This is a genomic window from Mycobacterium shunyiense, assembly GCF_058270075.1.
The window spans coordinates 55,382-67,458 of record NZ_JBZDPU010000040.1 but is presented as its reverse complement, the minus strand read 5'-3'; the positions used below and the strand labels follow the sequence as shown (position 1 = coordinate 67,458).

Here is a 12,077-nt window from a genome sequence, read left to right as displayed (position 1 = left end):
CATGGCTGAATCTAATCGGGTCACCGATCCCTTGCACCCGGCGCATCTGGCAGGCAAGCGATCGCGGGATGCGGTTGCTGCTCGGGACAAGCAGGCCTGGCTGGACAATTTCGCCGACGACGCGATCGTCCAGGATCCCATCGGGCCCTCGTTCTTCGATCCCGAAGGCAAGGGTCACCAGGGCAAGGAGGCCATCGCGGCGTTCTGGGACAAGGCCATCGCCCCGACGGACAACCTCGAGTTCAAGTTTCTCGACACGTTCCAGTGCGGCAACGAGGAAGCCAACGTCGGCAGCATCGTCACCACCATGGGCGGGCACCGGATCACCACCCCGGGTGTGTTCACCTACCGGGTGAACGACGAGGGGCAGATGGTCGCGCTGCGCGCGTTCTGGGAAGTGGACCGCGCGAGCGCCGAGAAGATCGACACCTAGCTTCGCGCCGAAATGGCATTCCAGCAGAAGAAATGCGAGTAGAGACCTGCCGGAATGCCGTTTCGGCGGAGGGGACGCTGACGCCTAGAGCTCGGCGAGGCCCGACAGGTAACGCTGGGCCAGTTCCCGGTACGCCGCCGGGTTGCTCTGTATCCAGGTATGTGCGCCGGTGCCCGCGATCGGTCCCCGGATCTTCGCGGGCGCACCGGTGACCAACACCTCGTCGGGGATCTTGGTGCCGCCGACCACGAGCGAATGTGCCGCGATCAGGCTGCGTCGCCCGATCACCGCCCCGTCGAGCACCGTGCAGTGGTTGGCGATCAGGGCCTCCTCGCCCACGTGTGCGCCGTGTACGACGCACATGTGGGCAACCGTCGCGCCCGGACCGATGTCGACCGGGATCCCCGGTGGCGCATGCAGCACCGACCCGTCCTGAACGTTGGCGCCCTCACGGACGACGATCGGGGCGAAGTCGCCGCGCAGCACGGTGTTGAACCACACCGAGGCGCCCGCCTCGACGGTCACGTTGCCGATCAACGTCGCCGTTGGGGCCACGAACGCACTCGGGTCAACCACGGGCGAACGGCCCTCGAACGAATACAGCGGCATCGTCCACATATACCGCAGGAAACCGGCGTCAGCGCGACGACGCGTACCCTGAACAGTAACTATGTCGCTCACGACAATTACCCGCCCCAAGTTCCTGCTCACCATCGGTCTTGCCACGGCCATCGTCGGCACGGCAGCAGCGTGCTCTCCGGTCGCTGATTCACCGAGTTCACCGTGGGTGGCCACGCCGTCCGCACCGTCCTCGACCGCAGCGCCGAAGACGTCGAAATCAGAGGCGTCCGACTACAGCCATCTGCTGCTGCAGGCCGAGGATGTCAGCATTCCGCCGGAATCGTTCACCGCGCGGTCCAGCAACGTCAATCCCGACGGTCAGTCCGGCGCCAGTGCGTTGTTCGTCAACGCCGACGACACCAGGGCGATCGCCGACACGATCCTGATCTATCCGGACGCCGCGACCGCCTCGGCCACGCTCAAGCAGGCCTCTGCGGCCGTCAGCACGATGGTCACCGGAGGACAGCCGCAACCGGTGCCGGTGGGTTCGAACGGCACCGTCATCTCGGGGACCGCACCCGACGGCTCCAAGGCGGTGACGCTGTTGATGTACACCCAGGGCCGCGCGGTGGTGCGCCTGGAGTTCGACAGCAACCCGGACGACCCGGTGCCGCTGCAGACGGTGGCCAGCGTGGGACGCATGCAGCAGATCGCTCTGCGAATCGGACTTCCGGAGCGAGAGTAAAAGCCGTTCACGACGGGTATGCCGCAGGTCACGCCTAAATTATTGCCAGGAGGGCGCCAAAAACTGTAACGTGTTCTAGTTAAGAGCACCGATACGGGAGGCCCACCGTGACTACCGAACATGCCGGCATCAGAGAGATCGACACCGGCGCCCTGCCAGACCGCTACGCGCGGGGTTGGCACTGCCTGGGACCGGTCAAGAACTTCCTTGACGGTCAGCCGCACTCCGTCGAGATTTTCGGCACCAAGCTGGTCGTGTTCGCCGATTCCCAAGGCGACCTGAAGATCCTCGACGGCTACTGCCGGCACATGGGCGGCGACCTGTCGCAGGGAAGCATCAAGGGCGACACCGTGGCCTGCCCGTTCCACGACTGGCGCTGGGGCGGCGACGGCAAGTGCAAGCTCGTCCCCTACGCCAAGCGCACCCCTCGTCTGGCCCGCACCCGGGCCTGGCACACCGACGTGCGCGGCGGCCTGCTGTTCGTCTGGCACGACCACGAGGGCAACGACCCGCAGCCCGAGGTGCAGATCCCCGAGATCCCCGAAGCCGCCAGTGACGAGTGGACCGAGTGGCAGTGGAACTCGATGTTGATCGAAGGCAGTAACTGCCGCGAGATCATCGACAACGTCACCGACATGGCGCACTTCTTCTACATCCATTACGGACTGCCGACGTACTTCAAGAACGTCTTCGAGGGGCACATCGCCTCGCAGTACCTGCACAACGTGGGCCGTCAGGACATCGGCGGCATGGGCACCCAGTACGGGGAGTCCCACCTGGATTCCGAGGCGTCCTACTTCGGCCCGTCGTTCATGATCAACTGGTTGCACAACAACTACAGCGGCTACAAGGCCGAGTCGATCCTGATCAACTGCCACTACCCGGTGAGCCAGGATGCCTTCATGCTGCAGTGGGGCGTCATCGTCGAGAAGCCCAAGGGCATGGACGAGAAGACCACCCAGAAGCTGGCCAACGCGATGACGGACGGCGTCAGCCAGGGCTTCCTGCAGGACGTCGAGATCTGGAAGCACAAGACCCGCATCGACAACCCGTTGCTGGTCGAGGAGGACGGCGCTGTCTACCAGATGCGCCGCTGGTACCAGCAGTTCTACGTCGATGTCGCGGATATCACGCCCGACATGACCGACCGTTTCGAGATGGAGATCGACACCACCGCCGCCAACGAGAAGTGGCATGTGGAGGTCGAGGAGAACCTGAAGGTCCAGGCCGAGCAGAAAGCGGCCGAGAAAGAAACAGCGCAGTCCAGCTGATGACCGCACGCAACGAGCGGAGCCAGGCGCCGGATGTCGACGACCTGGCCCGCTCGATGCTGTTGTTGCACGGTGGCCATGACGATGACGACGATCATCACGCCGGCAGCGGCGGCAACGAAAGCGAATCATGGGCTGGGACGTGGGCCAAGGCACCGGATTTCGCCTCCGATCCGGAACGCGCCGCCGCGGTCCGCGAATCCAGCGCGCGCGACCGCGAGCGCTACCTGACCTCAGGCCTGGTCTCGGTGGACTGCCGGTTCTGTCACGTGGCGGTGCAGGTGAAGAAGCTCAGCGCAGAACACACCTCGGTGCAATGGAATTCCGAGGCGGTACGGCGTTGTGCGACATTCGAGGAGATCCGCTCCGCCGGAGGGGATCCGGCCCGCGCCCGCTCGTGCCCGCGGCTGACCGACAGCATCAAGCATGCTGTCGCCGAAGGGTGCCTCGAAGAGGTGTCCACGGCGCCCTCCCCCGGCGACGGTTAGTTCACCGTCTGCAGTTCGGCCACGCAGGCCCCCAGCGATTCTTCGTCAGCTCCGTCACCCAGTGGTGGCAGCACGATACCGTCGGCGATCCCGCCGAATCTCGCCCTCAACATCGCAGGCAGCTCATCATGGCGCCCACACACCAACAGCTCATCCAAAATGGGATCGGTTAGCACCGAAGGCAATTCGTCCCACAGTTCGGTACGCACCAGTGACCGCAGCCGTTCCGGGAGGTCAGCGAGGCCGCGCCGGGCCAGGCCGGTGGCATACGCAGGCGTCGAATACAGGAAGGCCAACATCCGGCGCTGCCGTTCCCGCTCCCGCGCGACCGCCTCGTCGGTGTCGCCGGTGGCGATCGCCGTCGACGCGATGACAAGCAGTTCGTCTGCCCTATTCGCCGCGTCGGCACCACGGGCCATCGCCGGGCGCACCACGTCCCGCAGGTAGTCCGGATCGGAGTTGGTCGAATGGGTGACGATTCCGCGAGCGAGCTCCCCGGCGAGTTCACACATCCCGGCATTGACCGCGCCCAGCCAGATCGGTGGGCGGACCGCGTCACTCGGCCCAGGGTTGAAATACGGCTGCATCCTGGACAGCCGGTAGTTCTCGCTCTCGAATCGGACCGTGCCGCCGGTACGGAACGCATCGAACAGGGCATCGAGCGCGCCCACGTAGTCCCGGAGCCGGGTGATCGGATCGGTCCACGGCATGCCGTACCGGTCGACGATGTTCTGCTTGATCTGAGTGCCGAGGCCCAGCTCGAATCGGCCGCCGGACAGTATCGAGAGATCCCACGCCGTGTACGCCGTCAGTGTAGGGCTGCGCACGAATGCCAGTGTGACGGCGGTGCGGACCGTAATGCCCGATGTGTGTTCCAGCGCCAGCAGGGCGACCGCCAGGGAGTCGTGCACGGTCTCGGCAACATGCAGGCCGTCACAGCCCAGGCGTTCGACGCGCCGCGCATAGTCCGCGATTGCGGTCAGCGGCGTACGCGGGTCGAGCGCCAGATAGACCTTCATGGATCAGTTCCCTCCCGCGAGCAGACGCAGAATCGCACGATATCCCTTCGGGTAATGCGACTCTGCGTCTGCTCGCGAAGGAACTAGAGCCCCTTGAACCGCTCCTTGACTGCCTCGTCGGTCAACCCGTAGTCAGCCAGTGAGTAGCTGTGCTTCGGTGCGCGCGGCCCTTGCTGGCTCGCGGTGTGGCTGTCGATCATCGCCTGTCGCGCGGCATCGGTGAAATCCAGCCCGAACGTGCGGTAGATGCCTTCCACAGCGCCCACCGGATCCTTGATGAACTCGAAGTAGTCCACATCGCAGAACTGGGCCGGATCGTGCTTGGCCCGTTCGCTGTTGAACAGCTCCAGGCCACGCGACCAGGTCTCCATGGCATCTTCGCCGATCACGTTGCCGGTGAAGGTGTTGGACCAGCCGGCGGTGGTGTGCTGCGACAGCGAACACATCGAGGCCATGATGGTCTCCGCCGGGCGGTGGCACTGTACGACCAGCGCGTCCGGATACGTCGCGAACAGCGCGTCGAGGGCGAACAGATGGCTGGGGTTCTTGAGCACCCAACGCTTTTCGGGCTCGTTGAGGCCGATCAGCTGCAGGTTCTTGCGGTGCCGCTGATACGACTTGGTCCAGTCCTGGTGCGCCAGCCACTGTGAGTAGGTCGGCACATGCGCGAGCGTCTCGTAGGACACCGAGTGCAACGACTGCCGCAGCAACTGCCAACATTCCTCGACCTCGTCGGCGGTCATGAAATGCAGACCCGTGTAGTCGGGGTTCTCCTCGTGCGCCTGTTTGAACCGGGCATCGAGTGCACTGAAAACCGGGTTGTCCGGCCAGGTTTCCCGCGGTGGCCGCGGCTGCGGGAACTCCGCCAGCCACATCTCCAGCCCCTGATGCGCGGGATCGGCAGTGAGTAGCCGGTGGATCACCGTGGTCCCCGTGCGCGGCAGGCCGGTGACGAAGATGGGCCGCTCGATCGGCACCTCGGCATGCTGCGGGTACTGCGTGAACGCCGCGTTGGACACCAGCCGGGCCACCAGAGCATTGCGCGTGAAGAAGCGCTGCATCTTGCTGCCGAGCTCGGTCAGATCGGCGTCACGCTGGTAAGACTCCAGCAGCACCCCGAGCGCTTCGATGTAGTTGTCGTCGTCGGTGCCGAAATCCTCCAGCCCGCAGGCCTTTACCGCCGAGGCGTGCAGATCCTCGATGGTGCCCACGTTGGTGCGCGGGGCGCCGCTCATGGCTCGACTCCTTCTCGCTCCGGGCGTCGCTCGCTCCTCGCTGTGATCCTCACTCGCCGTCGCCTTCGCATCATGCCTTGTATTCTCCGCAATTCACGTCAAGAGCCTGACCGGTGATGCCGCTGGACAGATCGCTGGCCATGAACAGGATCGCGGAGGCCACCTCGTCCTCGGTCGGCAGCCGCTTGAGATCGGACCCGGCCGCCGACGCGTTGTAGATCTGTTCCACGGTGGTGCCGTACTTCTGCGCCTGATGGTTGAAGTACCCCTCCAGGGTCTCACCCCAGATGTAGCCGGGCAGCACCGAGTTGACCCGAATGCCCTTCTCCCCCAGCTCGGTGGCCAGGGTCTGCGACATGGACAGCAGGGCCGACTTGGCCATCTTGTAAGCGCCGTACTTTGCCTGTGAGTGCCGCACAACCATCGAATTGACGTTCACCACAGAGCCTTTGGCGGCTTCCAGGGCCGGAGTGAAGCCCTGGGTCATGCGCAGCGCACCGAACACGGTCAGCTCGATCGCATCCCGCATGTGCTCGAAGGTGGTGTTCGCGAACGGCTTCATGGACGGCACCCGGAACGCGTTGTTGATCAACACGTCGGCCTTGCCGAACTCCTCCGTCGTGCGGACCACCACGTTGGCGACCTGCTCGTCGTCAGTGATGTCCGTGCCCACCGCCAGCGCGCGACGGCCCAGTGCCGTCACCTCTTTGGCCACGTCCTCGAGTCGCTCCACCGTGCGGGCGGCCAGCACGACGTCGGCGCCGTTCTCCGCACATCGGCGGGCCAGCGTCGTCCCGAGCCCGGGTCCGACCCCACTGATCACCACTACCTTGCCATCCAGCAGTCCGGCCATCGGTCAGCCCACCATCCTTTCGCCAATAAGCTTCTGACGCAGCGCAATGCGCGCCCGCCAATCGTCGTCGGAAATCTTGTTGCTCTCGTAGTACGGCAGCTTGCCGGCCACGGAACCGATGTCGACCAACTCTGCGGTCGGCCCGTCCTCGGCGCTCAACTCACGGGAAACCCGCTGCCAGCGGAACTGCAGATACCCCTTGGCGTGGCCCAACGTCTCACACCAGTTGGTGACGCCGGGATTGTTCTCGGACACCACGATCCGGATCTTGCCGTCCGGGTCGGCTTGCGCCTGGGTGCCGTTCAGCGACGTCTGGTGGTTGATGTAGTCGAGAGAGATGTACCAGAGGCTACCCAGCTGGAAGCCCAGATAGGGTGCATCCGACACCGGCAGCGTGATGATCATCGCCTGCTCCGGTGTCATGTCGTAGTGCCCGACCGACGAGTACTGGGTGGCGAGCCCGCCGGGAGTCAGGCGCGGCGCGGTCAGCGTGTTGACGGGCAGGTTGTCGTAGAACCACTTCGGGAACTGCAGCCACGTCTTGACGCGCTGCACGAGCTGCTTACCCGCGGTGGCGTAACGCTTCTCGATGAGCTCGCGGGTCAGCGGCGCCGGCGCGGTGCCTGCGGTGTCTGTACGCGAGATCGCGAAGGTGCCGCGCTGCGCGGACCAGTCGTTGTAGACCTCGCGGATCACCAGCTGCGATGGCGTGGCCGGAGTGAACCGCCACTCGAAGGTGCCGTCGGCGGCGAGGTCGAGCTTGCGATCGTCGAACGCGGTCTCACTGTCCGGCACGTTCTCGTCGGTGTACTCCCCGCCCAGCAGCTGGAAGCTGACGTCGGTGGTGGTCCCCCGGCGTCCGGTGACGACGTACTCGTGGCCGGGTTGAACCCGGGTGCCGAAATACATGGTGTCGGGGTTGTCCAGGCCCATCTTGGTGAACGGCCCGGTTCCGCTGTGCAGGAACGGATGTTCGCGGTCGTAGTCGAACGCGACGTGCGTGCAGGCAGCGATGCATCCGGCCAGGTACTGCAGGCCCTCGAGGAGATCGGCCTCGGTTTCGATGAAGGGCGCCGTGGTCACCAGGTGTTCTGCCTCGGCAATGGCATCGGCCAGTGGTTGTGAGTACATCCAGCATCTGCTCTCTCGGTCCATTATTGGACCGCAGTGGTAGAGTTTCCTACCTGACACTAGAACGCGTTCCAATTCGAGTCAACGCCCAGGAGGATCGATGTCAGACGCCGAGGCGGCCGGTCGCACCTCACCACCCACTGCCCGAGTGGTGGGCATCCTGGATTTCCTGTCCCGCCATCCACAGGAGCGGTTCGGGCTGTCCGAACTCACCCGCCGGGTCGGTCTGAGCAAGCCGACCTGCCTGGGCATCCTGAGCACCCTCGCCGACTCGGGCTATCTGATCCGCGACAGCGGAGACAAGACATACCGCCTCGGGCCGAGCCTGATCTCGCTCGGCCACGCGGCTCAGGAATCGATGCGTGTCAATCCGGCGGCCCGAGCCGAGTTGCACGCGCTGTCAGCCGCTTTCGACACCTCAGCGGGTCTGACCGCCGTCGTCGATGACCGGATCACCGTGCTGGAGCTGGTCGGCCCGCCGGGCCGGGACCCTGGAGTACGGGTCGGGCAGAGCTATCCGTTCGCACCGCCCGTCGGCCTGATGTTCGTGCTGTGGGACGACGACGCCCTGCGAGCGTGGCTGGCCAAGGTGCCGACGATTCCCTTGCGCACCGAATCTGCCCGGCTGGAGCGAGTGATCGAGAGCTGCCGCACCGACGGTTATCTCGTGGAACGCCTGACCCCCGGAGGTCGCCGGCTCTACGCGCTGATGGCGGGGATGTCGACCAACCTGCCCGACGAGTTGCGTGCGCTGCTGAGCGAACTGGTGTCCGATATCGGCGAGCGGGTGTACCTGCGCGACGAAGGCCCGGGTGGCAACGCCCGCCATGACATCAGCGTCATCTCGGCCCCGGTGTTCGACCACTACCGGCGTCAGGTGATGGCGGTGTCACTGCACATCGGAACGGCCTTGACAGACAAGGAGATCGCCGACCGGGCCCAGGCACTGATGACGACCGCCGATGCGTTGACGACGCAACTCGGCGGAACAAAGCCGACGCGCTGACTACTCAGAAGTTGTTGCAGGTGTCAAAGACCGTCTGCAGCAACCCCAGATAGGGCTGATTGGCCGGTTGAGCGGCTATGCCCTCGGCCATTCGCTGACGCTGATCCCGCGGCGCCTCGAGGAACTGCCCCAATACCTGCTGCACTGCGGGTGATGCGCCGGCCATGGGACTCTGCGCATTGAGCGCGCCCATCACCTGCGAATAGCTACAGGTGGTGTTCACAGCCGAATCAAGCCTGGGATCTGCAGACGCGACCCCCGCGCCGGCAGACAGAGATATTGCCAAAGCACCGACGGCGACTGCCACTTTGATCGGCGATAGTTCAATCATGCGTAGACCTCCTCCCCCCGATGCCCGGACTCTACCCGCCCAAAGTGAATTCTCTTGGGGTTTTAACAATTTGCTACAGCACCCACAGATTCTGCGATTTGCCCAAGTTGGCGATTGGTCGCCGCGGCGCAGAACAAACGCAGGCAAATCAGCGTTCGTCGGGCGGAAGCATTAGCGAGCGCGCCACCGACCGAGGCGCCGTATCTCTCAACAACGCGCTCGCCGGGCGCTGGCGCACCTGCTGCGGCCACCAGAACCAACGTCCCAGCAGTGCGGCGATGGACGGCGTCATGAGCGCACGCACCACCAAAGTGTCCAACAGCAGGCCTATGCCGATCGTGGAACCCACCTGGCCGATGATCCGCAAGTCACTGACCACCATCGACATCATGGTGAACGCGAAGACCAGACCCGCGGCCGTCACCACCTTGCCGCTACCGCCCATGGCACGAATGATGCCGGTGTTGATTCCCGCGCCGATCTCTTCTCTCATCCGCGACACCAGCAGCAGGTTGTAATCGGACCCGACCGCCAAGAGGATGATCACCGACATCGCGAGCACGAGCCAGTGCAGGTCTATCCCGAGAATGTGCTGCCAGATCAGTACCGAGAGACCGAAGGCCGCACCCAGCGAAAGTGCCACCGTGCCAACGATGACGAGCGCAGCGATCAGGCTGCGCGTCACCAGCAGCATGATGACGAAGATCAGGCACAGCGCAGCGACCCCCGCGATCAGCAGGTCGTAGGTCGAGCCGTCCCGCATGTCCTTGAAAGTCGGTGCGGTGCCGGCCAGGTAGATCTTGGCGCTCTCCAGCGGAGTGACCTTCAGCGCCTCTTCGGCCGCCTTGACCACCGCGTCGACCCGCGAGATACCTTCCGGTGTCGCGGGGTCACCCCGATGCGAAATGATGAAACGAGCCGACTTCCCGTCGGGCGAGAAGAACAGGGTCATCGCACGCTGGAAATCCTCGTTCTGAAGGACTTCGGGAGGCAGGTAGAAGGAGTCGTCGTTTCGGGCGGCGTCGAATGCCTGGCCCATCGCGGTGGCGTTCGCGCTCATCTCGTCCATCATCGCCAGCGTGCCGGCCATGGTGCTGTGCATGGTCAGAAGCCCGGCTCTCATCGCCTTCATGCTCGCGATCATCTTCGGGAACTGCGCCATCAACTGCGGCATCAGCACATCGAGCTTGTCGGTCTCCTGACTGAGCTCACGCAACTTGTCGGAGACCGCATCCACACCGTCGATCGAGTCGAAAAGGGATCTCGTCGACCAGCAAAACGGGATGTCGAAACAATGCGGTTCCCAATAGAAATAGTTGCGGATCGGCCGGAAGAAGTCGTCGAAATCTGCGACGTGGTCCCGCAGCTCATCGGTGACAACTTCCAACTCGCGCGTGTTCTCCGTCATCCGATGTGTCGTTGTGGCCATTTGCTGCCCCACACCGTAGAGCCGCTGCGTGATATTGATCAGCGTGGTCATGTCGTCCGCCTGCTTCAACAGGTCTTTCATGCGATCCTTCTGGAACGGCATGACCTGTTTCTGATTGGCGCTCTGCAAGCTGAGCAGGAACGGTATCGATGTCCGGTCGATCGGGTTGCCCTCGGGCCGGGTGATCCCCTGCACGCGCGAGATGCCCGGGACGGCAAAGATCCCCTTGGCCACCTTGTTCAAGATCAGCAGATCCGAGGGGTTACGCATGTCGTGATCGGCCTCGAGCATGAGGATGTCCGGGGTCATTCGGGACTGCGGGAAGTGCCTCTCGGCAGCCGCATACCCGATGTTTGCCGGAATGTCTGAGGGCACGTAAAGGCGGTCGTTGTAGCTGGTCTGATAAGCCGGTAGCGCCAGCAACCCGGTCAGTGCGATGGCGCACGCGGTGACGAGAATGGGGGCCGGCCACCGCACGATCGCCGTTGCCAGCCGTCGCCAGCGCCGGACGATGATCTTGCGCTTGGGTTCGAAGAGCCCGAACCGACCCCCCACCGCGAGTACGGCGGGTACGAGCGTGAGTGCGACCGCGACCGCGACCACCATGGCGACGGCGGTCGGAATACCCATGGTCTGGAAGTACGGCAATCGGGCGAAACTCAGGCAGAAGATGGCGCCGGCGATGGTCAGGCCGGAGCCGAGGACGACCTTGGCCACACTTCGATATGTGGTGTAAAAGGCGGTTTCCCGGTCTTCGCCGGCTTGCCGCGCCTCCTGATATCGGCCGAGGAAGAAGATGCCGTAATCGGTGCCCACCGCGATGCCCAGCGATACCAGCAGATTGACCGCGAACGTCGACAGTCCGATGACCTGGTGCAGTCCCAGGAACGCGACCACTCCACGAGCGGCCTGGACCTGAATACCCACCATGAGGAGAAGAAGGACGGCGGTGACCACCGAACGGTAGACCAACAGCAACATGGCAAGGATCACCACGAGGGTGACGATGGTGATCTTGATGATCGATTTGTCCCCGGCGTGGTTCATGTCCGCGACCAACGGTGCGGGTCCGGTGACGTAGGCCTTCACTCCCACCGGAGACGGTGTGCGCGCCACGATGTCGCGGATCGATTCCACCGACTCGTTCGCAAGGGATTCGCCTTGGTTACCAGCCAGATTCAGCTGGACATAGACCGCCTTGTCGTCTGCGCTCTGGACCGCCGGTGCGGTGAGGGGGTCGCCCCAGTAGTCCTGCACGTGCTGCACGTGGCGGGTGTCGGCCTTCAACTGCCGCATCAGGTCGTCGTAGTAGCGGTGCGCCTCGTCGTCGAGAGGTTGTTGACTCTCCACGACGATCATCGCCACGCTGTCGGAATCCGATTCGCCGAAATTCTTGCCGATGCGCTGCATCGCATGGAAGGACGGCGCGTCCTTGGGAACCAGCGACACCGAATACTGCCTGCCGACCTGTTCCAGCGACGGAATGGCGAAGGTCGCGATCGCGACGAACACCAACCAGCCGAGGATGATCGGCACCGCCAAGCGGTGAATCATCCTCGCAATACGCGGTGGACC

12 protein-coding genes are annotated in these 12,077 nt (G+C 64.1%); 5 read left to right on the top strand and 7 right to left on the bottom strand.

Features of this window, described 5'->3' with window-relative positions; all coding sequences use genetic code 11:
- Position 1 precedes the first annotated feature (1 nt).
- Positions 2 to 433 carry a nuclear transport factor 2 family protein gene (locus AC4ELH_RS30650; RefSeq protein ID WP_448447617.1) on the top strand — a complete coding sequence of 144 codons (432 nt, stop codon included), beginning with the start codon at positions 2 to 4 and terminating at the stop codon, positions 431 to 433.
- Positions 434 to 517: 84 nt separating this feature from the next.
- Here the strand turns inward: AC4ELH_RS30650 and AC4ELH_RS30645 are convergent, their stop codons facing one another.
- Positions 518 to 1,042: a gamma carbonic anhydrase family protein gene (locus AC4ELH_RS30645; protein WP_055120744.1), complete on the bottom strand. Its 525-nt coding sequence runs from the start codon at positions 1,040 to 1,042 to the stop codon at positions 518 to 520.
- Between the two features lie 61 nt (positions 1,043 to 1,103).
- Here AC4ELH_RS30645 and AC4ELH_RS30640 point away from each other — a divergent pair, with 61 nt between their 5' ends.
- The 3 genes from AC4ELH_RS30640 to AC4ELH_RS30630 all read left to right on the top strand — a co-directional run bounded on the left by AC4ELH_RS30640 (position 1,104) and on the right by AC4ELH_RS30630 (position 3,498).
- Positions 1,104 to 1,739, top strand: a complete 636-nt coding sequence (locus AC4ELH_RS30640) for a hypothetical protein (RefSeq protein ID WP_064884581.1) — start codon at positions 1,104 to 1,106, stop codon at positions 1,737 to 1,739.
- Between the two features lie 107 nt (positions 1,740 to 1,846).
- Positions 1,847 to 3,010 (top strand): 3-ketosteroid-9-alpha-monooxygenase, oxygenase component, encoded by a 1,164-nt coding sequence (locus AC4ELH_RS30635; protein ID WP_064884579.1) that lies wholly within the window; start codon positions 1,847 to 1,849, stop codon positions 3,008 to 3,010.
- Positions 3,010 to 3,498 (top strand): hypothetical protein, encoded by a 489-nt coding sequence (locus AC4ELH_RS30630; protein WP_448447623.1) that lies wholly within the window; start codon positions 3,010 to 3,012, stop codon positions 3,496 to 3,498. The genes AC4ELH_RS30635 and AC4ELH_RS30630 overlap by 1 nt, the downstream gene beginning before the upstream one ends.
- On the opposite strand, the gene AC4ELH_RS30625 is transcribed toward AC4ELH_RS30630, so the two are convergent.
- The 4 genes from AC4ELH_RS30625 to AC4ELH_RS30610 all read right to left on the bottom strand — a co-directional run bounded on the left by AC4ELH_RS30625 (position 3,495) and on the right by AC4ELH_RS30610 (position 7,736).
- On the bottom strand, positions 3,495 to 4,517 hold the full coding sequence (locus AC4ELH_RS30625) for a TIGR03617 family F420-dependent LLM class oxidoreductase (RefSeq protein ID WP_498888541.1): 1,023 nt from the start codon (positions 4,515 to 4,517) through the stop codon (positions 3,495 to 3,497). The two genes, AC4ELH_RS30630 and AC4ELH_RS30625, sit on opposite strands and share 4 nt — an antisense overlap.
- An 83-nt stretch (positions 4,518 to 4,600) precedes the next feature.
- Positions 4,601 to 5,752: a sulfotransferase family protein gene (locus AC4ELH_RS30620; protein ID WP_064884573.1), complete on the bottom strand. Its 1,152-nt coding sequence runs from the start codon at positions 5,750 to 5,752 to the stop codon at positions 4,601 to 4,603.
- Positions 5,753 to 5,822: 70 nt separating this feature from the next.
- Positions 5,823 to 6,605 (bottom strand): SDR family oxidoreductase, encoded by a 783-nt coding sequence (locus AC4ELH_RS30615; protein ID WP_064958825.1) that lies wholly within the window; start codon positions 6,603 to 6,605, stop codon positions 5,823 to 5,825.
- A 3-nt stretch (positions 6,606 to 6,608) separates the two neighbouring features.
- Entirely contained in the window at positions 6,609 to 7,736 is a 1,128-nt protein-coding gene (locus AC4ELH_RS30610; protein ID WP_064958824.1) for a hypothetical protein, read from the bottom strand.
- A gap of 100 nt (positions 7,737 to 7,836) precedes the next feature.
- On the opposite strand from AC4ELH_RS30610, the gene AC4ELH_RS30605 reads away from it, so the two are divergent.
- Complete coding sequence (locus tag AC4ELH_RS30605; protein ID WP_064884569.1) at positions 7,837 to 8,742, top strand: IclR family transcriptional regulator; 906 nt, start codon at positions 7,837 to 7,839, stop codon at positions 8,740 to 8,742.
- Between the two features lie 4 nt (positions 8,743 to 8,746).
- Here the strand turns inward: AC4ELH_RS30605 and AC4ELH_RS30600 are convergent, their stop codons facing one another.
- Entirely contained in the window at positions 8,747 to 9,073 is a 327-nt protein-coding gene (locus tag AC4ELH_RS30600; RefSeq protein WP_498888537.1) for a hemophore-related protein, read from the bottom strand.
- Between the two features lie 148 nt (positions 9,074 to 9,221).
- A complete protein-coding gene (locus tag AC4ELH_RS30595; RefSeq protein WP_064884564.1) occupies positions 9,222 to 12,056 on the bottom strand; it encodes an MMPL/RND family transporter in 2,835 nt (944 codons plus the stop codon).
- Positions 12,057 to 12,077 lie beyond the last annotated feature (21 nt).

Excerpts from the sequence above, each read along its gene's own strand:
- AC4ELH_RS30640 (WP_064884581.1), top strand. The coding sequence starts at position 1,104 with ATGTCGCTCACGACAATTACCCGCCCCAAGTTCCTGCTCACCATCGGT.
- AC4ELH_RS30650 (WP_448447617.1), top strand. The coding sequence starts at position 2 with ATGGCTGAATCTAATCGGGTCACCGATCCCTTGCACCCGGCGCATCTG.
- AC4ELH_RS30610 (WP_064958824.1), bottom strand. The coding sequence starts at position 7,736 with ATGTACTCACAACCACTGGCCGATGCCATTGCCGAGGCAGAACACCTG.
- AC4ELH_RS30605 (WP_064884569.1), top strand. The coding sequence starts at position 7,837 with ATGTCAGACGCCGAGGCGGCCGGTCGCACCTCACCACCCACTGCCCGA.
- AC4ELH_RS30645 (WP_055120744.1), bottom strand. The coding sequence starts at position 1,042 with ATGCCGCTGTATTCGTTCGAGGGCCGTTCGCCCGTGGTTGACCCGAGT.
- AC4ELH_RS30625 (WP_498888541.1), bottom strand. The coding sequence starts at position 4,517 with ATGAAGGTCTATCTGGCGCTCGACCCGCGTACGCCGCTGACCGCAATC.
- AC4ELH_RS30600 (WP_498888537.1), bottom strand. The coding sequence starts at position 9,073 with ATGATTGAACTATCGCCGATCAAAGTGGCAGTCGCCGTCGGTGCTTTG.
- AC4ELH_RS30630 (WP_448447623.1), top strand. The coding sequence starts at position 3,010 with ATGACCGCACGCAACGAGCGGAGCCAGGCGCCGGATGTCGACGACCTG.
- AC4ELH_RS30615 (WP_064958825.1), bottom strand. The coding sequence starts at position 6,605 with ATGGCCGGACTGCTGGATGGCAAGGTAGTGGTGATCAGTGGGGTCGGA.
- AC4ELH_RS30620 (WP_064884573.1), bottom strand. The coding sequence starts at position 5,752 with ATGAGCGGCGCCCCGCGCACCAACGTGGGCACCATCGAGGATCTGCAC.
- AC4ELH_RS30595 (WP_064884564.1), bottom strand. The coding sequence starts at position 12,056 with ATGATTCACCGCTTGGCGGTGCCGATCATCCTCGGCTGGTTGGTGTTC.